Below are 24,053 nucleotides of genomic sequence, written 5' to 3' on the forward strand. Positions count from 1 at the left end.
GTCAGGCGTCAGGTCGATCGCTGCGGCTGGCCGTTCTCAATTCTCGGGAGGGAAAATCGAATGGCCTATGAGCTCTATTATTGGGATAGCATCCAGGGGCGCGGCGAATTTGTCCGGCTGGCGCTGGAGGAGGCTGGTGCCGACTACGTCGATGTCTGCCGTGGCCCTGCCAGCAAGGGGGCCAGCAAGGGGCAAGGGATACCCGCCATGTTCGCCATCATGGATGGCAATTCCCGGTTCGATCTACCCTTTGCTCCGCCGTTTCTGAAAGATGGCGATCTGATCATTCCGCATGTGGCGAATATCCTGATGTATCTCGGGCCGGCACTCGGGCTGGCACCCCAAGACGAAGGACAGCGCCATGTGCTGAACGGTCTGCAATTGACGATTACCGATCTTGTCGCAGAGGTACACGATACGCACCACCCCATTGCCACGTCGAAATACTACGCGGATCAGAAACAAGAGGCCAAAGCCCGCGCCGCCGAATTCATCGAAAACCGCATCCCGAAGTTTCTCGGCTATTTCGAAAGCGTCATGGAGCGGAACCCACTGGGGCCATCGCATGTCTTCGGTGGTGGAATGACCTATGTCGATCTTTCTCTTTTCCAGGTCTATGAGGGGCTGCGCTATGCATTTCCGCGCGCGACCGCCCATCTGGACCGCCGCTACCCACATCTTGCCGCATTGCACGCCGCTGTCATGAAACGGCCCAACATTGCTCGCTATCTTCAATCCGATCGCCGCATTCCCTTCAACGAGAACGGCATTTTCCGGCACTATCCGGAACTGGATAAGGATGTGGCGTAAGCGATGCTCCTCTATCAATTCATTCCTGCATGCTGGATCGTCTGGTTGCTGATCTGGCTTTTCGCTTCGTTCGGCGTCAAGAAGAGCGTGCGGCAGGAAGATCCGCTGTCGCGGCTCGGCAATACCGCGCCGATCTGGATCGGCGCCTTCCTGCTTGTGGTCAATCCATCCTGGCTGGGACCTTTGCGGTTTCGCATCATCCCGCAGGACCTCACCTCCTATCTGATCGGTGCGGTCCTGACCTTTATCGGCCTCCTGTTCGCGGTCTGGGCTCGCTATCACATCGGACGCAACTGGAGTGGGGTGATTACCCTCAAGGAGGACCATGCGCTCGTCCGCTCCGGCCCCTATGCGCTCGTCCGGCACCCGATCTATTCCGGCCTGATGCTCGCCATTATCGGCTCGGCAATCGCGCGCGGCGATATCGCGGCCTTCCTTGCGATCGTCGCCGTCCTTTATGCCGTGCTGCGTCGGGTATCCATAGAAGAGAGTTGGATGAGCGAAACCTTCGGTTCGGCCTATGCCGACTATAGGGCGAGCACGCCGGCATTGGTGCCGTTTCTGGTTTAGAATGTTGCCGAAAAGTGTCCGGGGATTTCGGACGAGATCGTTAGGCTTTGAGCGGCGCTGCTGCCTTGAAGAAATCGGCCCAGGGATCGGAGCTGGATTGGTCGAGGCGTGAGGCGGCATTCTTGAGCGTGAAGGAGGCAGGCCCGATCCCGTCATCCAGCTCCTTCCAACTGATCGGCATCGAAACCGCAGCCCCCTTTCTCGCGCGGGCCGAATAAGGCGCCACGGCGGTATTGCCGCGACCGTTGCGCAGATAATCGACGAAGATATGGCCCGCCCGCTTCACCTTGCTTGCAACCGACAAAAATGTCTGCGGACTGTCGGCGCTCATGGCATGGGCAATCGCCTCGGCGGCGTCCTTGATGTGCGGCCAGGTCGCCAGTGGCTCGACGGATGCGACGACATGCAGGCCCTTGCCGCCGGATGTCTTGACGAAGGAGGTCAATCCCAGAGCGGAGAAACGTTCGCCAATCTCTTTCGCTGCGGTCACGACCTTGCCCCAGGCGACGTCCTCGCCGGGATCGAGGTCCATGATGATCATGTCGGGTTTTTCCCAATGATCTGTCGTCGTGCCCCAGGGATGAATTTCGAGTGCCGCCGACTGGACGAGAGCGGCCAGACCATCGAAATCCTCGATCTTCAGCAGCTTGGCGGCATCCTTGTCTTCAGGATCGGCAATTTCCACGATGTGCCGATCGATCCCCTTCCAGGCATGTTTCTGGAAAAACCGCGGCCCGCCGATACCGTCGGGGCAGCGCAGGAGCGCCAGGGGACGGTTGGCGACGAAGGGTGCCATGCGCCGCCAGGCCAAGTCGTAGTAATCGAGAAGGTCCTGCTTGGTTATCCCGTCATCGGGCCAATAGATCCGCTCGGGATGGGTCAACTCCACTGACGTCTTGATGCCGTCCTGAATGGGCGTCTTTGCCATCCGCATGCGCTCCATTTTCTGCGGCGTGAGGGGTCTTCGTGTCGGGAAAGACTAGCATTGCCCGGCACATAAAGCGACAAACAACCGTATTCTCACGGCATGAGCTGGCCGCCATTGACCTCGATGATCTGGCCTGTAATGTAGCCCGATAGTGTCGGAGAAGCGAGAAACAGATAGGCACCGACGCAATCTTCCGGCGTGCCGACGAAGCCCATGGGGATCGTCTTGCGCTGCAGTTCCATCTGTTCATCATTGGTATAGCGTTCGTGGAACGGCGTTGCGATGACCCCGGGCGCTACCGCATTGACGCGGATCTTGTCGTTGACGAATTCCTTGGCGTGGCCATGGGTAATCGTCGAGACGAAGCCCTTGGAAGCCGCATAGAGGATCGCGCCATTGCCGCCGCCATTGCGTGCGGCGATCGAGGTGGTGTTGATGACGAAACCGCCCTGCTTCTTGAGATGAGGATGAGCGGCACGGGTCGCGGCAAGCACGGAGCGGGCGTTGAGGTTCATCACCCGCTCGTAATGCTCATCCGTCATTTCGGCGGTTGGAAGCCGGCCCAGCATGCCGCCGGCATTGTTGACCAGGCCGTCGAGGCCACCCAAGGCGTCAGCGGCGTCCTTGACGACGCGTTCGGTCTCGCCATCCTGCGAGACGTCGCCCTGTATAAGATGGACTGCCCCGCCACCGGCCTTGATTTCGGTCGCCAGCCGTTCCGCCGGCTCGCGGCTCGCATTGAAGTGCAGGCCGATCTTCATGCTTTGCGCGGCAAAGGCGCGTGCGACGGCCGCACCGATGCCGGTCGAAGCGCCTGTTATCAGCACCCTTTTGCCGGCAAGGTCGGGAATGCGAATGGACGCAAGCGATTGCGCGAGTTCTGCCATGACGACTCCTCCTGAACGTCAGCCAATCATATGACGAAATATGCCCCGTCTTATCAGGCTCGGGGCCGGAAAGGCAATCACGATAAGGCCGACAAGAGGACGCTCAGTGCCGATCCCGTGAACAAATGAGGTGAAACGATCTGGCGCGGTGGCTTTGTCGCAGCTAATGAAGGTGCCAGAGGAGTCGGGCGCCTGGCTTCGTCACGATGAAGCGATGGCGACCGCAGCTTTCCACAACAAAGAGAGACCGAATCTATCATGAGCAAGAACAAGCTGATCCGTTTCGATGTCGCCGATGATCAGGCCGGCGGCCAGCGCCGTCCTTTCGCGAAAGCCGTGAGGGCCGGAGATTTCGTCTATGTCTCGGGCCAGGTACCGACCATCGGCGGCGAAATCGTGACCGGCAATATCGTCGCGCAGACCGAGCAGGTCATCGCCAACATCAGGGATGTTCTTGCCCTTGCCGATTGCACGCTTGAGCATGTGGTGAAGGTCAATGTCTGGCTTGATGATGCGCGCGATTTTTCGAGCTTCAACGCCGTGTTCGAGAAGCATTTCATCGATCACCCGCCGGCGCGCTCGACCGTTCAATCGCCGATGATGGTGGATGTGAAGATCGAGATGGACGTCGTCGCCTATAAGCCGCTCGACTGAGCGCCTCGCGGTAAGTCTGCTCGAGTTGAGCGACGCTGCCTTCACAGGGGATATTTCTGCTTCCCCGGCGATCGAGGAAGCCTTTACTGTGGCAGACGTTCGGTTAGACTCCGGTTACCTCGGCATTTTGCCGCGGTTTGTCCTGGAGGATTTCGATGATCAGACTGCTCGGACTTGCGATTTTTTCAACCTGCCTCGCCACCGGTGCGATGGCGGCCGAGGCCACATGCAAGGCACAGGCTGCCGACAAGAAGCTGGCGGGAGCTGCATTGACCAGTTTTAGCAACAAGTGCGCAAAGGATGCGGCAAGTTCATGCGACGCTCAGGCCGCCGCAAAGAAGCTCGCAGGTGCCGCCAAGACAAGCTTCGTCAAGAAGTGCACCGCCGATGCCGTCGGCGGCTGATCGCTGAATTCCAGCTTTGAGCAAACGCCCCGGTGCCGCTGGCCGCCGGGGTACTTTGTTCCGGCCATGGCCAGGAGCTGGCCATATCCGGTTCGCGCTGATGGCGGTTGCCATGCTTTCGTTCCCCGTTCGGGAGCGGAACTATATCATTGCCGACGGTAGGTGCCTTGCAGGGTCACACCATCGGCGAGATTGCACATGCCCGCCTGCGATACACGCCAGGTCTTTGCGCTGAGGCGATCGAGGCCGATCTTGCACGCGTCTCTGGAAAGCTCGGCATGTTCCTTCGTCAGTGGAACGACACCGTCGATGCCATCGGCATTGACATCGCCGGCTTCGGCCCCACGCGGGCCGACAAAGGTCGAGGAGAGCGAAACTGCGAGAAGACCGTCGACTGGACCGAAGATCGCAAGGTGACCCTCATTGCCGTCCGCGCTGTTCGACTGGAAATCCGTCGATGCGCTTCGTCCGCCCTTGGTCATCATGAGAGCGCCGATCCGGTCATCATAAGCCTGCCGGATGCATGCCGTATCGCTGCAGGACTGCACTGTCGTCATCCAGCGCCGTTGCCGTTCCCGGATCTTGTTCGCGTCGTCGCGCTTCAGCGCGGCAGCATAAAGATCGCTCACCATCGCGTCTCGAGCGAGCAGCGATTTGTCCTGGCAAATCATATGGTCGCCTGTCGAGCCAGGCTTCGCGCAATCGATCCCCGCAGCATCGACGGGCACGGCAAAAAGGCTGACGATAACCATCGCCGAGGCGGATCTCGAAATTCTCATGGGAACCCTCCAGTCTCCAACATCCGAGCTAATTATCGCCGGTCGCCGCTTCGTAAAGGCCATGTCGGCTGTGCGGCCAAATTATTCAGCCTTCCGCTTCCGGGGCAGGGAGCTCGAGCGGCTGCGGCAGCAGGACAAGAGCTGATTTCATCGCCGCAAGGCAGGTTATCTGCGCGCGTTCGGTTGGCTCTTGAACTCGATAGTGTGACATCTCATTTGAATAGTCACACTTCAACCTGTCGAACCGACAGCCTCCTGCTTCCCAACAGTTGCTGCCGTTCCTCTATGCGACGCGTCCGCGTCGGGGGAGTTTTCATGGGCTTCATTGATCGTGACATCCAGCCGTCATCCGATGCCGGGCTGCTGGATGCCTATTCGCAATCGGTATCGAGTGCCGTCGATCTCGTCGGGCCTGCCGTCAGCCGCATCGAGCGGTTGGGCGGTCGGGCCGGACACGGTTCGGGCTTTGCCATTTCGCCCGACGGCCTGGTCGTCACCAACAATCACGTCGTCGATGACGCCAGGGCCGTGCGCATCAAGACCCCGGAAGGGGCAACCGTCGAGGGCAGGGTACTGGGGCGCGATCCGGATACCGACCTTGCGCTCATCCGTGCCAACGACTGGCCGGGCAATTGGGCCAGACTTGGAGATTCCAAATCGCTGAAGCGGGGCCATATCGCGATTGCCATCGGCAATCCCCTTGGCTTCGAATGGACCGTCACCGCCGGCATCGTCTCGGCGCTGGGCCGCTCCATGCGCGCGGCGAGCGGGCGGCTGATGGAGGACATCATCCAGACCGATGCCGCCCTCAATCCCGGCAATTCCGGCGGTCCGCTGGTCTCTTCGGCCGGCGAAGTGATCGGCGTCAATACCGCCGTCATCCAGGGCGCGCAGAGCATCGCGTTTTCGGTCGCTTCCAACACCGCCAAGCATGTGGTGTCCGAAATCCTGCGTTTCGGCCATGTGCGGCGCGCCTATATCGGCATCGCCGCCGATACGGTCGAGCTGCATCGGCGCATCGCGCTCGAAGCTGGCGTCACACATTCGACGGCCGTGCGTCTGCGTCGTGTCGAGAAGGATAGTCCAGCCGAAAAAGGCGGCCTGCAGGAGGGGGACTATCTGCTTGCTATCGATGGACAAGCCGTATCCGGCATAGACGATGTGGTCCGGCTACTGGACGGCGACAAGATCGGCACCGAAATCGAGGTGTTGATCTTCAGCGTCGGCGGCCTGATCGAACGAAGGCAGGTCAAGCCTTCGGCGCGGCCCGCAATCTAACGAATAGTCCAGACCATAAAGACGGCGGCATCGCACTCGCGGCGCTGCCGTTCTTCTTTATCCTCTGCCGACAAGCGGCATCTTCGTCGCCATGACGGTCATGGAAAGAACGTTGGCGTCGAGCGGCAGGGTTGCCATGTAGACGACAGCGCGGGCGACGTGTTCTGCCGAGATCGTCGGCTCGGCTGCGGTCTCGCCGTTTGCCTGCAATATACCGCCACTCATCCTTGCCGTCATGTCGGTGGCGGCATTGCCGATATCGATCTGGCCGCAGGCGATATCGAAGGGACGGCCATCAAGCGCCGTCGATTTAGTCAGGCCGGTGATCGCGTGTTTTGTGGCCGTATAGGGTGCGGAATGCGGGCGCGGCGTTGTTGCGGAGATCGAGCCGTTGTTGATGATGCGACCGCCTTGCGGCACCTGTGCTTTCATCAGACGGAAGGCCTGCTGCGTGCACAGGAAGGCACCGGTCAGGTTCGCGCCGAGAATGGCGTTCCATTGCTCGAAGCTCAGCTCTTCCATCGGTACGGCTGGTAGGCCCATGCCGGCATTGTTGACCAAAAGGTCGAGGCGACCATAGCGACTATCAATGGCATCGAAAAGGCTTCGGACCGATGTGGGGTCGCTGACATCGGCTGCAATCGCAAGAAATTCCGCGCCGGTCTCCTCCGAAAGCTCGCGAGTCGCCTTTTCGAGAATGTCCGCCCTGCGTCCCGAGATGACGACCTTGAAGCCTTCCGAACCGAGCGCCTTGGCAATCGCTCGGCCGATGCCCGTGCCGCCGCCGGTCACCAGCGCGATTGCGTTCTCTATGTTGAATGACGCCTCCGTCATGCGACCCTCCCGCCCAGCTCGTCTTCAATATGCGCTTGCAGGATTTCGTCAAAGCTCTGTTCTGCCTTGAAGCCGAGATCGCTCGCGCGCTTGGCGTCGAACTGTGTCGCCCAGCCGGAAACGATGCGTTCGATGACCGGATCCGGCTCGCGGCGGATGAGGGCAACGGCTTTGTCGCCGCCGACACGGCGCAAGGCATCGATCTCATCGGAAACGAGCGCCGAAAGCCCGGGCATGGTGAGATTGCGCCGTGGCCCGACCTTCGCCGTATCAAGCGTTGCGGCGTGCACAAAGAACCCGACCGCTGCGCGCGGGCTTGCAAACCAGTGCCGCACGGTGTCGCTGACTGGCAGAATGGCTTGCCTGCCGACAAGCGGCTCGCGCAGGATGTTGGAGAAGAAACCGGAAGCGGCTTTGTTCGGAGCACCAGGCCGGACGCAGATGGTTGGCAGCCGGATGCCGATGCCATCGAAAATACCGCGACGCGAGTAATCGGCGAGCAGGAGTTCGGCAATTGCCTTTTGGGTGCCGTAGCTCGTCAGCGGCGCGGTCAGGAATTCGTCGCCGATGACCTCGGGGAAGGGGGTGCCGAACACGGCGATGGAAGAAGCGAAGATGACGCGCGGAGCGTAGGCGGATTTCAGGCCCTGCTGGCGAATGGCTTCGAAGAGCGCTCGCGTGCCATCGAGATTGACGGAGTAACCCTTGTCGAAATCGGCCTCTGCTTCGCCGGAGACGATGGCGGCGAGATGGAAGATCATATCCGGGCGATCTTCGATGAGCTTCTCCGCAACACCAGGGCTCGCAAGATCCATCGTTAGAGCTTTTGATACGGATTGAAGCGCTTCCGGCACCGGCGGCTGGAAGGCATCGACCAGCGTCAGGCGATCGATCGCCTTGCCGAGTACCTTCGGCTGGGCGGCAATGCGGTTGACGAGCTTGCGGCCAACCATGCCGGCAGCGCCCAGGATCAAAACATGCATATCGGATTTCCCTCCCAATAGGCTGACATCAGTGTTCGGGAGATTTCCCGAGTGAATCTCTTTAAAGGCCGCCCGACATCCTGGATGCCGGCCGTTCTCTCATTTGAATGCTTGCAGCCAGGCTAGCTCGGCTTCCGTCGTGGTGGCCGGCCGGTATTCCGCGCCGATCGGCCGGTCATATCCAAGCTTTTCCAGAAGCTGCAGAATGTGGCGGTAATCGATCTCCCCGTGGTCCGGTTCGCGTCGGTCCGGAACGGCGGCAATCTGAATATGGCCGATTTTCGCCATATGATCCTGCAGCCTGCGCGTCAGGTCGCCCTGCATGATCTGGATGTGATAGCAGTCGAACATCAGCTTGAGATTATCGGCACCGACCACAGCCATGATGTCGAGCGCCTGATCAGCCGTCTGCAGGAAGTAGCCTGGCGCATCGCGATAGTTGAGCGGCTCGATCAAGATGGTCGCCCCCACCTTGTCGGCGCGTTCGCAGGCATAACGCAGATTGGCGATGAAGGTGGCCTGGGCCCCGTCGCCTGTCGCCTTGCCGGCCATCACATGCACATTTTGCGCGCCGATGATGGCCGCGTAATCGATCGCCTGATCGATGAGGCCACGCGCTTCGTCCTCACGGCCCGGAATGGCGGCAAGCCCGTTGTCGCCTGCCGCGACATTGCCGCGAGCGGTATTGAGGCCGAGTATGGGAAGGCCAGTTTCCTCCAGCGCCTGGCGTACGGCTTCGGCGGGTGTGTCATAGGGGTAGTGGCACTCCACCGCATCGAAGCCGGCGGCTTTGGCAGCGCGGATGGCGTCGGGAAGGGAAAGCTCCTGCCACAGGAATCCCAGATTGGCGGAAAAGCGCGTCATCTTCAGTCCCACTCCACGTCATATGTGCGAACGAGATCGGCGATCTGCGCATCCGTCAGCAGCGAAGGGTTGGTCCCACGGGTCAAGATGGCAAGCTTTGCCGTTTCTTCCAATTCCTCTATCGCATAGACCGCCGCCTCGAGATCCTTGGCTGAAACGACGGGGCCGTGTGCCGCCAGCATCACGGCACTGCGCTTGCCGGCAAGGCCGCGAATGGCATCGCCCATGGCCGGATCGCCCGGCATGAAATAAGGCAGCAGCTTCACCTTGCCGAGCTTCATGATCGAATAGGCCGTCAAGGGCGGCAGCATGTTGTCGGCATCGATGCCGGGCAGGATCGAGAGCGCAACCGAATGGCTGGAGTGGAGATGGACGACGGCGCCGGTCTTTTTCGGTCGCGTCTCATAGAAAGCGGCATGCAGCGGCATTTCCTTGGTCGGCTTGTCGCCGCCGATCAAGCGTCCTTTGTCATCGAAGAGAGAGAGGCGAGTGGGGTCGAGGCGCCCGAAGGAGCTGCCGGTCGGTGTCACCAACAGCCGCCCGTCGCCGAGGCGTGCGGAAATATTGCCGGAGGAGCCGGCGGTCAGGCCGCGATCGTAGAGCGATTTCGCCATTATGCATATGTGTTCGCGCAGGTCTGCTTCTTCGCTCATGCCGTCTCCAATCGATCAAAGGCTTCGGAGAAGAAGGTTTCGCTACCGAAGTTGCCCGATTTCAAGGCAAGCGCAATCGTCTCCCCACCGATGGTCGCGAAGGTCCAGGGGACGCCTGGCGCTATTTCCCGCCCGATGGCCAGATGGGTAACGCCGAGCGCCTGCGTGATCGCTCCGGATGTCTCTCCGCCGGCGACAACGAAGCGACGCGTGCCGTGACGGAAGGCCTCGCGGGCGATCTCGGAAAGGGCCGCTTCGACCACCTGGCCGGCCTTCTCGCGGCCTAACTTTTCCTGAGCTTGTCGCACGTCATCGGGCTCGGCGGTGGCATATATGAGCTTCGGCGCATCTGGAGACTGTTGCCGCAGCCATTCCAGCGCAGCCCCGGCGCCGTCCTGTGCAAGCGCGATCGGATCGAGCCGCAGGCTGGCGACCTTACCGGCATAGTTGGCGACCTGCCGGCGCGTCATGGCGGAGCAGCTGCCGGAGAGCACGATCGAACCGCCAGTGACCTTTGGCAGCGCCTGCCGATGTTCGGAAAGGCTGGCAAGACCCTGCTGGATGTAGAATTGCGGAAGCTGGCCGGCAATCGCACTGCCGCCCGTCAGCAGCGGCATGTCGAAGGATGCCGCGGCGATCGTACGGAGATCATCGTCGCAAACGGCATCGATAATCACATGCCGGATGCCGTCGCTGCTCAGTTGCGCCAATTTTGCTCTGAGTGCCGTCGGGCCTTTCGAGACGATATTGCGGTTGGCAAGGCCGACTGCACCGGCCACTTGCGGCGTCAGAAGCCGCATAAGGCCCGAATCGCGCATCGGTGTCAGCGGATGGTCCTTCATCGGGCTTTCCGACAAGAGCTGCTCGCCGACGAAGAGATGGCCCATGAAGACGCTGCGGCCATTTTCCGGAAAGGCCGGGCAGTAGATCGTCTGGGCTGTGTTCATCTCCGTTATCAGCATGTCCGCGACCGGGCCGATATTGCCTTCGGCTGTGCTGTCGAATGTCGAGCAATATTTCCAGAAGAAACGGCTCGCTCCGGCGGCCTTCAGCCAGTCGAACGCTTGCCGGGCTTGTTCCACGGCGATATCGACCGGCGACGTCCGGCATTTGAGGGCTATGACCTCGAAAGCGGCTGTCTCGTTCGGATCGCGCTTTTCCTGCGGAATGCCGATCCGCAAGGCGACAGGCAATCCGCTGCGTGCCAGCAGCGCGGCAAGATCGGTCGCCCCGGTAAAATCATCCGCGATGCAGCCAAGCAGAAGCGTCATGGCCTAGTCCTTCGCGCCGGGCAGGCTGGCGCCGCTCTTGGCGGCCAGGATCTTCGCAACCGCGGCATCGTCTTCAAGGCCGAGACCCGCTTCCGATGCCTCGACGAAGAGGTTAAGAGCCGCCGCGGCGAGCGGCGTCACGGCCCCGGCTTTGCCGGCCTCCGATGTGACGATGCCGAGGTCCTTGACGAAGATATTGACCGCCGAGCGTGGCGTATAGTCGCCCGATACGATGTGTTCGCCGCGGTTTTCGAACATCCAGGACGAGCCGGCGGACACGCAGATTACGTCATAGAGCGTCTTCAGATCGATACCGGCCTTGGCGGCAAGCGTCATGGCTTCGGCTGTCGCGGCAATGTGCACGCCGGCCAGCAATTGATTGATCATCTTGACCTGTGAACCGGCGCCGGCACTCTCGCCGAGCCGGAAAACCTTGGCGGAGATGGCGTCGAGCACCGTGGAGGCTCGTTCAAACGCTTCTGGAGAGCCGGACGCCATGACGGTGATCTCACCCGAAAGCGCGCGGACATGACCGCCGGAGACGGGAGCGTCGATGACGAGCATGCCCGATGCTTCGAGCCTTTCGGCGATGGCCGTCGTGGCACTCGGAGCCATGGTGGTGCAGAGCAGAAATACGCTCGGGGCCCGCGCGGTTTCCAAAGCGCCGTCCTGCCCGAAAAGCACGTCTTCGACCTGCTTGCTGTTGACGACATAGATGAGGATCACGTCCGCCTCTTTTGCCGCGGCCGCCGGCGTCGTGCAGGGCGTGCCGCCGTTTTCGGCAAAGCGGGTGAGAACCTCGCTGCGGACATCGCAGCCCCTGACGGCAAAGCCTGCCTTGAGAAGGGATAGGGCAGCGCCCCAACCCATGGACCCCAGGCCGATAACGGCCGCCTTCTTCGTCTGCTGCATGGCGTTACCCTGTGGCCTCAATTATGTTACCGATACCGGTACCGATAACAAGCCTCAATTTGCCGCCGGTTGTCAATAGGTGGCCGTTTGCCTTTTCCAGGAAACATTCTATGAAGAAGAGCGGCAATGTGCCAGCCGCCATGGTTCATCGAGGGTTGCTTCGGGATGCGCAAACCCACTCTGGAAGAAGTCGCGATCAAAGCGGGCGTCAGCAAGATGACGGCTTCGCGCGCCCTGCGTGGCGTCGCCGACGTCTCCAGTGAGACGCGCGACAGGGTGATCGAAGCGGCAACGCGGATGAATTACGTCGGCAACAGGCTTGCGCTTTCGTTGTCCTCGCAGCGCACCAACTTGGTCGCGGTCGTCGTCCCCAGCATGTCGAACATCGTTTTTCCGGAGGTGCTTGCCGGCATTTCCGCCGGGCTGGACGGTTCGGGCATGCAGGCCGTGTTCGGCATATCCGACTATGACGTGGCCAAGGAGCGCGAGATCATCCGCGACATGCTTTCCTGGCAGCCTTGCGCGATGATCGTCACCGGGCTCGATCAGCCGGAGGAGACGGTGGAGCTGCTCCGCCATGCCGATATTCCGGTCATCCAGCTCATGGATCTCGATGGCACGCCGATTGATTTCAACGTCGGCCTGTCGCATGGCGCGGCGGGAGAGGATATGGCCGAAGCGCTGATCGCGGCCGGGCGAAGGCGGTTCGGCTATGTCGGCAGTGCTTTGGCAAGGGACCTGCGCGCTGGCAAGCGCAAGGCAGGCTTTGAACGCGTGCTTCGCACGCATGGTCTGCGCTTTGCCGAGCAGCGGATCGATGATGCCTTCTCGTCGATTGCGCTTGGGAAACAGCTGACGGCTGCGATGCTTGCGACCGTGCCGGATCTCGATTGCATCTACTACTCCAACGACGATATGGCGAGCGGCGGATTGTTCGCCTGCATGGAGCTGGGCATTGCAGTTCCCCAGAAGATCCTGATTGCCGGCTTCAACGGTTTGGATCTGGTCGCCTCCTTGCCGGCACCGATCGCGACGTCCCGTTCGCCTAGGCGCGCTATCGGCGAGGCTGCGGCGCGATTGGTGCGCCAAGCGGTCGTGCCAGACCGGGATGCGACGCAAAAAACGATAGTCTTCAAGCCGACAATCGTGGGAATCGATGGTTGTGAAGCTGCTGGCCCCGTTTCTTAATTCTTCGGCGGTGTTCAGGCAGCGTTCAGACGGCTCGACATATCTGTGCCCATCCAAAAGGCAGGAAATGGGGGTAAGGAAATGTTCGAACGTTTGCTACGAGTGTCGCATGTCGCCGTTGTCGGGCTGACCGCGCTGCAGTTGATGGCCTCGGCTGCTTCGGCGCAATATTATGGTGGCGACGACGGCTACGCACCGCCACCTTGGCAGCGCGACCAGGGTCGGGACTGGAGAGGGCCGCAGCGAGGCTGGGAACGCGACCGTGAGCGGGATTGGGGTCGCGACCGGGGTTGCGATCGGCGCGAACTCATGCGGGCAGCTCGTGCGGAGGGCTTCCGCCGTATCGATTCGATTGACAGCAACGGGCGTCGCATCGTCGTTCGTGGCTGGAACGATGGCGGCCCCGACCGCATGGTTTTTGCCAACCGGCGCGGTTGCCCGGTTATCGATTGAGGCAATGGGCATCAAGCATGCCGCGCGAGATTGTGCCGCGGTTTGCTATCGCGATTTATGAAAGATCGCGGCACGGAAGCCGAATGCGAAACGGCTTCCGTGCCGCTTGCGCAATGCGCATCGGTGTGCCTGGCTGAGAAGACGCGACGGCGCCGCTGCTGGCTTTGCCGCAGCCCCGCCCTTGTATTCAGGCGACGACGCGTTTCGTTTTCGCAGGGGCTATGCCGTGCGGATGGGGTGCGGCATGAATGAAACATCCCATGGCCAAAACCGTGCCGCCGGCGGTTCGCTTTCTATCGAGCGTTTCCGTCGGCGGCATGCTGAAGAGTTGCTGCTAACCGTCCGTGCTCACCCCTGCGGAGCACGGACGGACACGCAACACTATTTTTCGGCAACTCTTCCAGCGAGCGCCATGACATAGTCATCGGCGATATCGGCCAAGGTCAAAGCAACTTCCGGTTCGTTCCAGCCAGCCGTCAGTGCCATCTGCACGAAATTGCGAAAGGCAACTTCGAGGACTTCTTCGCGCTGGACTGCCCGGAACGCATCATCGGCGGGATGGTGAGGCCTGCTGATCTCTATTGTCTGGCGTGTAGATACCATTGCTGTGTTCCCTAAGACTTGCCCCGGTGGACGCAGGGTACATTTGCTAAACACCAGGGCTCTGGTGCAAAAATCACTATTCCCCTTCATTTTTAATGAGTTACACGCCATATGTCGTTAGCCGTGCATCCGGAAACTTGCAGCAGCGTCCATTTTCGCACTTGCTGAAGTGCGGTCTTGCGTCTTGTGCGCGGATTGGCGGCAGGGCAGGCATCGTGGTCCTGCCGTAAGCAGTGGCGCCAGCGCTTGGCCGCGCCGGAGCAAATTTCGCCGTCTCTAATTATAATAGCCGAGCGTCTTCAGCCATTCATCGAAGGAATGGGCGTTGTCGGACGAGGCCGGCGACACGATCTGTCCGAGGTAGCGTGGAATGGTGAGGTTCCTTGCCTCGCGAGGACTGTAGCCAAATTCCTTGCTGAATGCGCGGCTGAAATGTGCCGCCGACGAAAATCCGACAGCATAGGCGATATCGACGATCTGCTCCCGGTTGGCGGGATCACTGAGCGCGGCATGAGCAGACAGGAGGCGGCGCCGCTGAATATAATGATGCACGCCGCCATACTGTTCGAAGATCTGGTAGAGGCGGGTACGGGATACGCCGAGCTCGCGGCATATCCGCTCTACCGTCAGATCGCCTGAAATGAGATTGCCTTCGACGAAGCGCCGCACGCGTTCGGTCAAAGCAAGGGCGCTGTGCTGGTCCACGCCGGTCGACTGTGCCGCCGATGTCGAAACCGAAGCCACGATCATGTTGCGCACCGTTTGAACGACATACGGCAGATCCGTGGCTGCAAGGCGCGGGAGATTGGCCTCCACGTTATCGAGATACTCGATCAGCATCCGGGTGAAGACCCCGGAAAGGGCGCTATTGTTTTCGATCTCGGCCGCAGCGGGGACATCGAGCAGCAATGCGCGCGGAAGAAAGAGCGAGAGAGACTTCGCCTCGGTCGAGCGTCCTCGGAAAGGATACCCCAGAGATCGCAGTTCCACCTTGCCCGGCTCCCCGTCCAGGACATGTCCATCGACCTCAGTCCACGTGCGGCCGCTGCGCAGCACCGAAATGTGCCAGTGATCGATATGATTGCCTTTTACTTTCGCTTGCGAGCGCATGTAGCTATGCGGTGGAGCGTCCTGGCGAACGATCAGCATGCCACCGAGATTCCAGGCGACATGGTCGGCCGGAAATCCGGCTTCCTGCGGGATATTGTCCGGCAGCCGGACGTCGGCCAAAGGGGCGACATAGGATTGCCATGCGGCAAATTGCGCCGCCGGTTCAAGGTCGCGCGTGGAAAATTGCAGCGGCTGCAGAGCCGGTGGCGGCAGCGGTTCGTCGGCCGCAGCTCTTTCGGGCCGCGGAAAACGTCGCCGCTCCGCCCAAGAGGGCTTCCGTTCCTTGCGCCATGGCTGGTCGTTCGCCTCGACCGACGCAGATTCGGCGTGTTCTTCGCGTCGCAAATCAGACAATCCGGCCTCCTCGAATGTCGCCGGGATAAAACAAGATCATTGCCGTCAACTGTTTATCCGCGACTCAAGCAGTCACCAATCTTCCCCGCGGTGATTAAATAGCATTCCAAGCCTGTTCCGGGCTGTCTTTCCCTGACGGCGACCCATTGCAATTCTGCCGTATCCCGAACTCTTTCATGACACCAAGACTTTCATTTGCTGCGCATTTTCGAAAAGGCAAGTCTTGCGGGTCGTCAACCTCATATTCCCGCGGCAATTGCTTGAAAATATGGCAGTGAACCTGAGCCGGAGGCTTGCCATCATGCGAAATTCCTTTCCATTTGGTTGCGGCTCTCGGACAAAGCAGACAAGGCTTGGCGCGGCTCAGCCGCTATCATATTTTCGCGAGGTTCTTTATGAGCACGTCCTGCGAGGACTAATTCCGCTCTTCGCAGACCCCATACGTGGTTTGCATTTGCCCATCCCGCCAAGCTCGTCTATGCGGATATCAACTGCAGTTTTGGAATGAGATATGACTGAATCCTCGATAATCCCGGTCTTTGATGGCCACAACGACGTGCTGCTCCGGCTGCGCCGCGGCGGCTCGAATCCCGTCAGCGCGTTCTTGAATGGCGAAGCTGCCGGGCATATCGATTTGCCCCGCGCGCGTCGTGGCGGCCTGGCCGGCGGGCTCTGTGCCATATTCATCCCGTCACCGGATCAGCCGAAGGCAGAAAACGCCGATTTTGCAACGCCTGCCCAGCCCGATGCGCTGAACGAAACGCTGGCCATGGCCCGGCTTCTTTTTGCAATCGAAGCCCAGTCCGAGGGCGCGGTGAAGGTTTGCCGTTCGGCGACCGACATCAAACGATCGATCGCCGCGGGCCAGTTCGCGGCCGTATTCCATGTCGAGGGTGCCGAGGCAGTCGCGGCCGATCTGGATGCGCTTTATGTCCTTCACGAAGCGGGTCTGCGCACGCTCGGGCCGGTGTGGAGCCGCCCGAACGTCTTTGCCTACGGTGTGCCTTTCCGCTTCCCCTCGGCGCCGGATATCGGCCCGGGCCTGACCGAGGCCGGCAAGGACCTGATCCGCGCCTGCAACGAGCTCAAGATCATGATCGATCTCTCGCATATGAACGAGCAGGGATTTTGGGATATCGCGAAACTGTCGAATGCGCCGCTGGTCGCCTCGCATTCGAACGCGCACGCGCTTTCCCCGCATAGCCGCAACCTGACCGACAAGCAGCTTGACGCGATCCGCGATACCGGCGGTCTGGTCGGCATCAATTTTGGCGTGCTGTTCCTGCGGGACGATGGCGTGAGGAATACGGATACGCCGCTCGATCTCCTCGTCCGTCATGTCGCCTATATTGCCGAGCGGATCGGTGTCGAGCATGTGGCCCTTGGTTCCGATTTCGACGGCACGACCATTCCGCAGTCGCTTGGCGATGCCAGTGGCCTGCCGAAGCTGATCGATGCCCTGCGCGCGCATGGGTTCGACGACCAGGCGCTCGCAAAAATAGCCCATCAAAACTGGATTCGTGTCCTCGGACAGACCTGGGGCGGCTGACGCGAGGCTTCGTTTTTGCCGTAGGTGGGTAAACGGCCAGCTCCGTCATCGCGAAGCCATTGCAGATGCGCGGCCCGATCCCATTCATTGTCTGAGGCTTATCCCACGCGTCTCGACGGCGTGACAGCTTCCCCGAGATTGCGATATCCGCTCGCCGGATGCGGTGCGGCGAGCCGTGGGCCGCTGCCGCCGAGCTTCTCGCGCAAAGTGCCCGCGCGGTACTCGGTCTTGTAGGCGCCGCGCTTCTGCAATTCCGGCACCAGAAGATCGACGGCATCTTCGAAGCTCTCAGGCGTGACCGCATAGGCGAGATTGAATCCATCGACATCCGTATCCTCGATCCATTCCTGCATGAGGTCCGCAACGGTCTGGGGCGAGCCGACAAAGACCGGACCGAAGCCCCCGATGCCGACCCAATCCGCCATCTCGCGCACCGTCCATTCCTTGCCGGGATCGATTGTCGTGAAGGTCTCGACGGCGGATTGCACCGCGTTTGTATGGCGGTGGCGAAGCACTTCGTCGGGAGAGAACTGGCCGAAATCGATACCGGTCCAGCCCGAGATCAGCGCCTGCGCGCCTTCGAGGGAAACATATTGGCGATATTCGTTGAACTTGCGCTGCGCCTCGGCATCGGTTTCGCCGAGGATGACGGTCTGGAGATTGAAGGACAGAATTTCGCGGGGATTGCGGCCGACGCGCTCCGCTGCCTCGCGAACATTGGCGACATAGCGTTTCAAGACCGCTTTTGAGGGCGCTGCCACGAAGATGCACTCGGCATGTGCGCCGGCGAAATCCTTGCCGCGACTGGAGGCGCCTGCCTGATAGAGCACGGGCGTACGCTGCGGCGACGGCTCGCAGAGATGAATGCCGGGAACACTGAAATGCTTGCCGGAATGGCGGATCGGATGCACCTTTTCCGGTCTCGTAAAGGTGCCGCTCTCGCGGTCGCGAATGACGGCGTCGTCCTCCCAGCTGCCTTCCCACAGCTTGTAGCAGACTTCGAGATATTCCTCTGCCAGTGCATAGCGATCGTCATGCTGCGTCTGGGCCGACTGGCCGATGTTGAGAGCGCCGCTGTTCAAATAGGAGGTCACGATGTTCCAGCCGACGCGTCCCTTCGTCAGATGATCGAGCGTCGAGATGCGCCGCGCGAAGGTATAGGGATGCTCGAAGGAGAGCGAGGCGGTCAGCCCGAAGCCGAGATGCTCCGTCTCATAGGCCATGGTCGGGATGAGCTGCAGCGGGTCGTTGACCGGCACCTGCGCCGAATGGCGCAATGCAGCATCGACATTGCCGTTCAGCACGTCATAGACCCCGAGCACATCGGCGATGAAGAGCCCGTCGAACTTGCCGCGCTCCAGTGTCTTTGCCAGATGAACCCAATAGTCGAGATCCTTGTAGGTCCAGGATTTGTCGCGCGGATGGCGCCACAGGCCCGGTGACTGGTGTCCGACGCAATTCATGTCGAAGGCGTTGAGCCTGATTTGGCGTGTCATCTTGCTGTTCCTGCGGTTGTATCGTTCGGCCGGCGCTCAGGCGCCGGCGGCTTTCTTGTTGACGAAGCTGAAGGCGAGCACGGCAAAGATCAGCAGACCGGTGCCGACCTGCTGCCAATAGAAGTTCAAGCCTGTCAACAGCAGGCCATTGGCGACGATGCTCAAAAGCAGGACGCCAAGTACTGTGCCGGCGACGTTTGGCCGCCCTAACGGCGAGAAAGTCGTGCCGATGAAAGTGGCGCCGATGGCGTTCAGCATGAAGCCGTTGCCGGAGGAGGGGATGTAGACAGTCACCGTCGCCGTCAGGATCAGCCCGGCGAAAGCGGCGATGGTGCTTGCAAGAATGAAGGTGGCGGCCACATGTTTTGCCAGTGCGATCCCCGAATAGCGCACCGTGCGCGGCTGGATGCCGATGGCAAGGACGACGCGGCCGAAGCGCGTGCGTGCAAATAACAGCGCTGCGCCTGCGATGATCACGGCTGCGATCAAAAGCGGTATGGGAATGTTGCCGAGCGTTCCATGACCGATAAGGCGGAACGCGGCAGGGATGCCTGACGGCCGCAAATAAACCGGATTGCCGCCATCCGTCAGCAGTTGCTGAAGGCTGCGGCCGATGAACAGCGTCCCAAGTGTGGCGAGGAACGGCGACACGCCGATCCCCGAAATCAGTACCGCATTGAATGCGCCGACCAGCGCACCGGCAGCAAGGCCCGCCAGCGCCGCCAGCGGCACGGGCAGGCCTGCCAAGATGCCGGAGACGAAGGCAAAGCTTGCGAAATCGACAGCCGTCCCGACGGAAAGGTCGATACCGCCGGCGGCAACGGCGAAGGTCATGGCGATCGACACGATCGCCAGCAGCGTGAAATTGTTGACGAGAATGCTCTGCAGGTTGCCGGCACTCAGGAATGTCGGCGCCAAGGTCGCAAACAGCGAGAAAACGACGACAAGGGCGAAGATCAGCCCATAGCGTGCGAGGCCGGTAAAGGACCGTGTCGGGGCGATGGCCGTGGTCATGGGGTCAGATCTCCCGTTTGCGAAGCAGGGTGGTGGCCGAGACCACGACGAGGATCAGGAGGCCCTGAACGCCGCTGACTAGTGTGCTGGGCAGGTTGAGCAGCTGAAAACCATTGATGAGGAAGCCGACGAACAGCGTGGAGATCAGCGTGCCGCCGATAGTGGGCACGAGCCGGCGCGAAAAGACCGAGCCGAGCAATGCGGTGACGACGACGGGAAGCAGCATCTCGCCCGAACCGGTGGTGCTGCCGCTGAGATAGGCGACCGAGAGGATGCCGGCAACTCCGCCGCAGAACCCGCTGGCGACGAAAGCGCCGGCGATGAGGCTCTTCACCCGCAATCCGGCCGCCCGTGCGGCCTCCGGAAACTCCCCGATAGCATAGAGCCTCAAGCCGAGCGGAGTAAATTGCACGATGGCCATAACGATGACGGTAAAGCCGATCAGCACGTAGGCGAGGATGGGAATCCCAAAGCCGTCCGAGGATGAAAGGAGCGAGAGCACGTCGGTCGAGGCGGGAAGGACCGTATTCTGCGTTAAGACCAGTTCCAGCCCGGAGACGACATTCATCACCGCAAGGGTCGCCAGCAGCGGTACGATGCCTGCAAGGACGATCGCCAGCGCATTGACGACGCCGATTGCAAGGCCGGTGGCCAGTGCGCCCGCTGCGGCGACCGTATCGCCGAAGCCGAGCTGGATAAGGGTTGCATAGACGGCAGCGCTCAGCCCCATATTGGCCGAAAGCGAAAGGTCGATGCCCCCGGTGACGAGATTGGAGCCGCCGGCGATCAGAACGATCGTCAGGCCGATGGCGAGAACGCCTGAGATAGCCGATTGTCCGAGCACATTGCCGATATTGCCGACCGTCAGGAAATAGGGGGCGGTCGATGCGAAAATGACAAGTATGGCTAAAAAGGCAAGGAGCGAACTGAACCGCAAGGCCGTGGCCGCAAGCTTGCCACTGGTTGGCAGCGCAGGCGCTTTCCTATCGTCAGGCAGGGAAGCAAACTGAACATCAGCCGACATGGCGCAATCCTTCCAGGGTGCCGGTCGATGCCGACAGCACTTCGTCCGTTGTGGTCTCGGAGGAGATCAGTTCGCGCGTCACACGGCCTCGGAACAGCACGAGGACCCTGTCGGTAATGCCCACAAGCTCCTGAAGATCCGAAGACAGCACGATTACGCCGGCACCGCGGGCGGCAAGTTCACCGATCAGTGAGTAGATTTCGACTTTCGAGCCGATGTCGACGCCGACGGTCGGTTCATCCAGCAGATAGATTTCCGACCTGCGGCTCAGCCATTTGGCGATCGCCACCTTCTGTTGGTTGCCGCCCGAGAGAGTTCGCACCAGCGCCTCGCGGCCAGCCGTCTTGATCTGCAGCCGCTTGATCAGCTCGTCGGTGTCAGCGCCTTCTCGTTTTCTGTTGAGAAAGCCGAAGCGCGTATAGCGGCCAAGGCTCGACAGCGTGATGTTTTCACGCACGCTGAGCTCCAGACCTACGCCGTGGCCACGCCGGTCCTCTGGCACCAATGCAATCTGACGGTCGACGGCTTCGACGGGGTTGCGTGGCCTCAGGCCGTGGGCATCGACATCGATCGCTCCGCTCGTTGCCGTCTGCAGTCCGAACAGGGTACGAACGAGGTCCTTTGCCCCGGAGCCGAGCAATCCCGTAATGCCGAGGATCTCGCCGCGATGCAGTGAGAAGCTGACGTCATGGAAGCTGCCTGTTGCCGAGAGGTTCTTGACCTTGAGGATTTCCCTGCCGAGTTCGATCTGCCGTTTGGGGAACATGTCGGCGATATCGCGTTCGACCATCAGGCTGGCAATCTTGCCTGCCGAGATTTCGCTTGCCCTCAGAGAAGCAACGTCGACACCATTGCGCAGAACGGTAACATCGTCGCACAAGGCTTCGATTTCGGCGAGATAATGCGAGATGTAGACGATGGTCACGCCTTCGCTGCGCAGACGGCGGATCAGGCGGAACAATATTTCCGCCTCCTGCCGCACCAGCGCCGCCGTCGGTTCGTCGAAGACGAGGATCTTCGGCTTGTGCAGCAATGCGCGGGTGATTTGCACGATCTGCCGCTCCGCCGTCGAAAGCTCGCTGATCAGCGCGTTCTTCGGCAGATCCACGCCGAAATAATTGGCAAGGAGTTCCGCGGCTCGCCGTTGCATGGAGCCGCGATCAAGCAAGGGTGTCTTGCCGAGGCAAATTTCGCGGCCAAGAAAAAGAGACTCTCCAACCGTAAATGTCGGAACAAGCAGCCGATCCTGGTGAATGAAGTGAATGCCGAGCTCTTCGCATAAATGCGGCGTCAAACGGTCATAGACTCGCCCCTCGATTTCGATGCGGCCCTCATCCGGGGTGTGCAGACCGGCCAGAAGCTTAATCAGCGTGGATTTGCCGGCGCCATTCTGTCCGACAAGTCCGTGGACGGTGCCGCGCTTGACGGCAAGCGACGCTCCGGCGAGCGCCTGGGCGCCGCCGAAGCGTTTAACGACGCCGTCGAAACGCAGGATAGGCACGCTGCCCGCTTTGGTCGCCTGCTCGGTTACGGTCATGAAAAAGCCCTTCGCATTGGGGGCGACGCGGCGCGGCCCGCATCGCCTGTTTGCCGATCAATCGATACCGAGTGTCTTGATCACATCGGCGACGTTGTGTTTGTTCGCCAGCAGGGCAGGGACGTAGGTTTCACGCGGCAGCGTCTGCCCCGCAAGCAGCTTGGCGACATTGCGGATGGCGGTACGGCCGATTTCCGCGGGCTGCTGGGCGGCATCCGCACCTGCCGGCGAATTGGGATCGGCAACGAGCTGCAGCACTTCCGGGCTGCCATCGACGCCGTAGGTGCGGATCTCGGTGCGGCCGGCGGCAGCCAGAGCCTGCGTGGCGCCGAGCTGCGGAATATCCCAGGCGGACCAGACCGCCTTGATCGAGCCCTTCTCAGGATATTTGTTGAGGATCGCGGTGATCTGGGCGAATGCGTCCTGAACCGTGTTGGGAATGACATCCCGAAGCTCCGGCTGAATGATCTTCACCTTCGGGAAATATTTGACGACATTGACGAGCTGGTCGTAGCGGATTGCGCAGGGCGTCACGCCATAAAAGCCGTTGAAGACGATGACATTGCCTTCGCCGCCGATGTCGGAGACGAGCTGCAGCGCCAGGTCCTTGCCGATGCCCCAATTGTCCGAGGTGGTGTTGTTGAGCGAGTTGGTCGAGCCGACATCGACCGTCAAGACGGGAATACCGGCATCGCGGGCCTTTTTCAGCCAGGGATCGATGACGCTCAGCGTGCCGAGGATCTGGACGATAGCGTCCGGTTTCTGCGCGATCAGCGTCTGCAGTTGCGACACCAGCTTGCCGTCATTGCGGCCGGCATCGACAGCGATTGGCGTGCCGCCCAGACGCTTCACTTCGTCGATCTGGGCATTGTAGGCCTGCAGATCGAAATAGTGGTCGGTTCCGGTCGCGCTGATGGCGATCCGCTTGCCTTTCAGCGACAATGCATCGTCGGCAGCTGCCGCGGTTTTCGACAGGATGCTCGATGCCGCGAGCGCGGTTCCGGCGACTGCCGTCAGTTTAAGAATATCCCGGCGTCCGAGGCCGGTCGTCTGTCCCTTGGTCATGAAAGCATTCTCTCCACCAATTCATAAATGCGAATAGATTACAAAATAGATAGATTTAAAGATTTGCGGAGAAACGTTTTTCCAAAACGGGAGCGCAAGTGGAAATTTCCATGATGCCGCCTCTCAATTGGCACATTGGGTTTTGCCGTCATGCAGGCTATCGCCGATGGAGGCCCGGCCTATAGCTATGGCGCCGAGCGTGCGCCGTCCCCGGGCAAGTCCTTGCCGCCAACCATTCCGCAGGCGAACAAAGAATCTCAGAAGGCGGCCAAAATCGAATGATTAAATCTACTAAAAACATAGAGTTTATATCTAATAATCATATGCGCCGCAGGCTTATCGCCCGTCAGACGGCGCTTCCGATTGATCGTTAAGGATCGCGATGATGAAATTGATCACACGGCTTGCCTTGTCGGCGGTTGCCCCACTTCTTCTGACCCAGGCGGCGCTCGCTGGCGGTGTGAAGGGAGCGCCTCCTCCCTTTGACAAAGGTGGCGTTAAGGTTGCCCTGGTCAGCTACATCTCCGCCGGCGATTTCTTCCAGGCCTATCAGGCCGGCGCGGCAGCGCAGGCCAAGGCGCTCTCCATCGATCTGCGCGTTTTCCCCGGCCGTCAGGATGCCGCCGCGCAGCGCGAACAGATCCTCCAGGCGATCAATCTCGGCGTCTCCGCCATCGTCATCGATCACGGCCTGCCGGAATCGCTCGGTGACGTGGTCCAGCAGGCGCTGGACAAGGGCGTCAAGGTCGTTGCTTTCGACGTCAATCTCAACAATCCGAAGATCCCGCAGGTCGAGCAGAGCGATCACGAGCTTGCCGATCTCGCCTTGAAGC

Annotated in this window: 25 protein-coding genes; 9 read left to right on the forward strand and 16 right to left on the reverse strand. The window is 60.7% G+C overall.

Annotated features, from left to right (window positions below):
• Window positions 1–60 precede the first annotated feature (60 nt).
• Both Q4Q11_RS06515 and Q4Q11_RS06520 read left to right on the forward strand, forming a co-directional pair.
• Window positions 61–810, forward strand: a complete 750-nt coding sequence (locus Q4Q11_RS06515; protein WP_498568971.1) for a glutathione S-transferase — start codon at window positions 61–63, stop codon at window positions 808–810.
• A 3-nt stretch (window positions 811–813) separates the two neighbouring features.
• Complete coding sequence (locus tag Q4Q11_RS06520; RefSeq protein WP_113214603.1) at window positions 814–1,380, forward strand: methyltransferase family protein; 567 nt, start codon at window positions 814–816, stop codon at window positions 1,378–1,380.
• Window positions 1,381–1,420: 40 nt separating this feature from the next.
• Here Q4Q11_RS06520 and ligD read toward each other — a convergent pair whose 3' ends face one another.
• Both ligD and Q4Q11_RS06530 read right to left on the reverse strand, forming a co-directional pair.
• Complete coding sequence (ligD, locus tag Q4Q11_RS06525) at window positions 1,421–2,308, reverse strand: non-homologous end-joining DNA ligase (protein ID WP_498568972.1); 888 nt, start codon at window positions 2,306–2,308, stop codon at window positions 1,421–1,423.
• A gap of 92 nt (window positions 2,309–2,400) precedes the next feature.
• Window positions 2,401–3,195 (reverse strand): SDR family NAD(P)-dependent oxidoreductase, encoded by a 795-nt coding sequence (locus Q4Q11_RS06530; protein ID WP_498568973.1) that lies wholly within the window; start codon window positions 3,193–3,195, stop codon window positions 2,401–2,403.
• Between the two features lie 258 nt (window positions 3,196–3,453).
• On the opposite strand from Q4Q11_RS06530, the gene Q4Q11_RS06535 reads away from it, so the two are divergent.
• Window positions 3,454–3,849: a RidA family protein gene (locus Q4Q11_RS06535; RefSeq protein ID WP_112512711.1), complete on the forward strand. Its 396-nt coding sequence runs from the start codon at window positions 3,454–3,456 to the stop codon at window positions 3,847–3,849.
• 155 nt (window positions 3,850–4,004) lie between these two features.
• The gene (locus tag Q4Q11_RS06540; RefSeq protein ID WP_112512710.1) at window positions 4,005–4,253 is read left to right on the forward strand and encodes a hypothetical protein; all 249 of its coding nucleotides are present in this window, start codon (window positions 4,005–4,007) and stop codon (window positions 4,251–4,253) included.
• A 146-nt stretch (window positions 4,254–4,399) separates the two neighbouring features.
• Here the strand turns inward: Q4Q11_RS06540 and Q4Q11_RS06545 are convergent, their stop codons facing one another.
• Window positions 4,400–5,032, reverse strand: a complete 633-nt coding sequence (locus Q4Q11_RS06545; protein ID WP_498568974.1) for a lysozyme inhibitor LprI family protein — start codon at window positions 5,030–5,032, stop codon at window positions 4,400–4,402.
• A gap of 315 nt (window positions 5,033–5,347) precedes the next feature.
• Here Q4Q11_RS06545 and Q4Q11_RS06550 point away from each other — a divergent pair, with 315 nt between their 5' ends.
• Window positions 5,348–6,310 carry a trypsin-like peptidase domain-containing protein gene (locus tag Q4Q11_RS06550; RefSeq protein WP_113214606.1) on the forward strand — a complete coding sequence of 321 codons (963 nt, stop codon included), beginning with the start codon at window positions 5,348–5,350 and terminating at the stop codon, window positions 6,308–6,310.
• A 57-nt stretch (window positions 6,311–6,367) separates the two neighbouring features.
• On the opposite strand, the gene Q4Q11_RS06555 is transcribed toward Q4Q11_RS06550, so the two are convergent.
• The 6 genes from Q4Q11_RS06555 to ltnD form a co-directional block, all read right to left on the reverse strand.
• Window positions 6,368–7,144, reverse strand: a complete 777-nt coding sequence (locus Q4Q11_RS06555; RefSeq protein WP_498568975.1) for an SDR family oxidoreductase — start codon at window positions 7,142–7,144, stop codon at window positions 6,368–6,370.
• Window positions 7,141–8,127 (reverse strand): D-erythronate dehydrogenase, encoded by a 987-nt coding sequence (gene denD, locus Q4Q11_RS06560; protein WP_498568976.1) that lies wholly within the window; start codon window positions 8,125–8,127, stop codon window positions 7,141–7,143. Before denD ends, Q4Q11_RS06555 begins: the two co-directional genes overlap by 4 nt.
• A gap of 99 nt (window positions 8,128–8,226) precedes the next feature.
• Window positions 8,227–8,991, reverse strand: coding sequence for a hydroxypyruvate isomerase family protein (locus Q4Q11_RS06565; protein ID WP_498568977.1), 765 nt, complete (start codon window positions 8,989–8,991; stop codon window positions 8,227–8,229).
• Window positions 8,992–8,993: 2 nt separating this feature from the next.
• Window positions 8,994–9,644 (reverse strand): 3-oxo-tetronate 4-phosphate decarboxylase, encoded by a 651-nt coding sequence (otnC, locus tag Q4Q11_RS06570; protein ID WP_498568978.1) that lies wholly within the window; start codon window positions 9,642–9,644, stop codon window positions 8,994–8,996.
• The gene (gene otnK, locus Q4Q11_RS06575) at window positions 9,641–10,915 is read right to left on the reverse strand and encodes a 3-oxo-tetronate kinase (RefSeq protein WP_498568979.1); all 1,275 of its coding nucleotides are present in this window, start codon (window positions 10,913–10,915) and stop codon (window positions 9,641–9,643) included. Before otnK ends, otnC begins: the two co-directional genes overlap by 4 nt.
• A gap of 3 nt (window positions 10,916–10,918) precedes the next feature.
• Complete coding sequence (gene ltnD / locus Q4Q11_RS06580; protein WP_498568980.1) at window positions 10,919–11,827, reverse strand: L-threonate dehydrogenase; 909 nt, start codon at window positions 11,825–11,827, stop codon at window positions 10,919–10,921.
• A gap of 165 nt (window positions 11,828–11,992) precedes the next feature.
• Between ltnD and Q4Q11_RS06585 the strand changes: the two genes are divergently transcribed.
• Both Q4Q11_RS06585 and Q4Q11_RS06590 read left to right on the forward strand, forming a co-directional pair.
• Window positions 11,993–13,015 carry a LacI family DNA-binding transcriptional regulator gene (locus tag Q4Q11_RS06585; RefSeq protein WP_112512769.1) on the forward strand — a complete coding sequence of 341 codons (1,023 nt, stop codon included), beginning with the start codon at window positions 11,993–11,995 and terminating at the stop codon, window positions 13,013–13,015.
• Between the two features lie 81 nt (window positions 13,016–13,096).
• The gene (locus Q4Q11_RS06590) at window positions 13,097–13,468 is read left to right on the forward strand and encodes a hypothetical protein (RefSeq protein ID WP_112512701.1); all 372 of its coding nucleotides are present in this window, start codon (window positions 13,097–13,099) and stop codon (window positions 13,466–13,468) included.
• A gap of 381 nt (window positions 13,469–13,849) precedes the next feature.
• Here Q4Q11_RS06590 and Q4Q11_RS06595 read toward each other — a convergent pair whose 3' ends face one another.
• Both Q4Q11_RS06595 and Q4Q11_RS06600 read right to left on the reverse strand, forming a co-directional pair.
• Complete coding sequence (locus Q4Q11_RS06595) at window positions 13,850–14,071, reverse strand: hypothetical protein (RefSeq protein WP_113214613.1); 222 nt, start codon at window positions 14,069–14,071, stop codon at window positions 13,850–13,852.
• Between the two features lie 276 nt (window positions 14,072–14,347).
• The gene (locus Q4Q11_RS06600) at window positions 14,348–15,526 is read right to left on the reverse strand and encodes a helix-turn-helix domain-containing protein (protein WP_498568990.1); all 1,179 of its coding nucleotides are present in this window, start codon (window positions 15,524–15,526) and stop codon (window positions 14,348–14,350) included.
• Between the two features lie 520 nt (window positions 15,527–16,046).
• Between Q4Q11_RS06600 and Q4Q11_RS06605 the strand changes: the two genes are divergently transcribed.
• Window positions 16,047–17,084 (forward strand): dipeptidase, encoded by a 1,038-nt coding sequence (locus Q4Q11_RS06605; RefSeq protein ID WP_498568981.1) that lies wholly within the window; start codon window positions 16,047–16,049, stop codon window positions 17,082–17,084.
• A 98-nt stretch (window positions 17,085–17,182) separates the two neighbouring features.
• Here the strand turns inward: Q4Q11_RS06605 and Q4Q11_RS06610 are convergent, their stop codons facing one another.
• Genes Q4Q11_RS06610 through Q4Q11_RS06630 form a run of 5 tightly spaced genes read right to left on the reverse strand, consistent with a single transcriptional unit; the run spans window position 17,183 to window position 23,220 of the window.
• Window positions 17,183–18,580, reverse strand: a complete 1,398-nt coding sequence (locus Q4Q11_RS06610) for an LLM class flavin-dependent oxidoreductase (RefSeq protein WP_498568982.1) — start codon at window positions 18,578–18,580, stop codon at window positions 17,183–17,185.
• 36 nt (window positions 18,581–18,616) lie between these two features.
• Window positions 18,617–19,594, reverse strand: coding sequence for an ABC transporter permease (locus Q4Q11_RS06615; protein WP_498568983.1), 978 nt, complete (start codon window positions 19,592–19,594; stop codon window positions 18,617–18,619).
• Window positions 19,595–19,598: 4 nt separating this feature from the next.
• The gene (locus tag Q4Q11_RS06620; RefSeq protein WP_498568984.1) at window positions 19,599–20,618 is read right to left on the reverse strand and encodes an ABC transporter permease; all 1,020 of its coding nucleotides are present in this window, start codon (window positions 20,616–20,618) and stop codon (window positions 19,599–19,601) included.
• The gene (locus tag Q4Q11_RS06625) at window positions 20,608–22,155 is read right to left on the reverse strand and encodes a sugar ABC transporter ATP-binding protein (protein ID WP_498568985.1); all 1,548 of its coding nucleotides are present in this window, start codon (window positions 22,153–22,155) and stop codon (window positions 20,608–20,610) included. The genes Q4Q11_RS06620 and Q4Q11_RS06625 overlap by 11 nt, the downstream gene beginning before the upstream one ends.
• 57 nt (window positions 22,156–22,212) lie before the next feature.
• On the reverse strand, window positions 22,213–23,220 hold the full coding sequence (locus Q4Q11_RS06630; RefSeq protein ID WP_498568986.1) for a sugar ABC transporter substrate-binding protein: 1,008 nt from the start codon (window positions 23,218–23,220) through the stop codon (window positions 22,213–22,215).
• A 385-nt stretch (window positions 23,221–23,605) separates the two neighbouring features.
• Here Q4Q11_RS06630 and Q4Q11_RS06635 point away from each other — a divergent pair.
• A partial coding sequence (locus tag Q4Q11_RS06635) for a substrate-binding domain-containing protein (RefSeq protein WP_498568987.1) occupies window positions 23,606–24,053 on the forward strand: 448 nt, incomplete at its 3' end.

It is taken from the genome of Rhizobium sp. UFLA01-1127 (assembly GCF_059803845.1).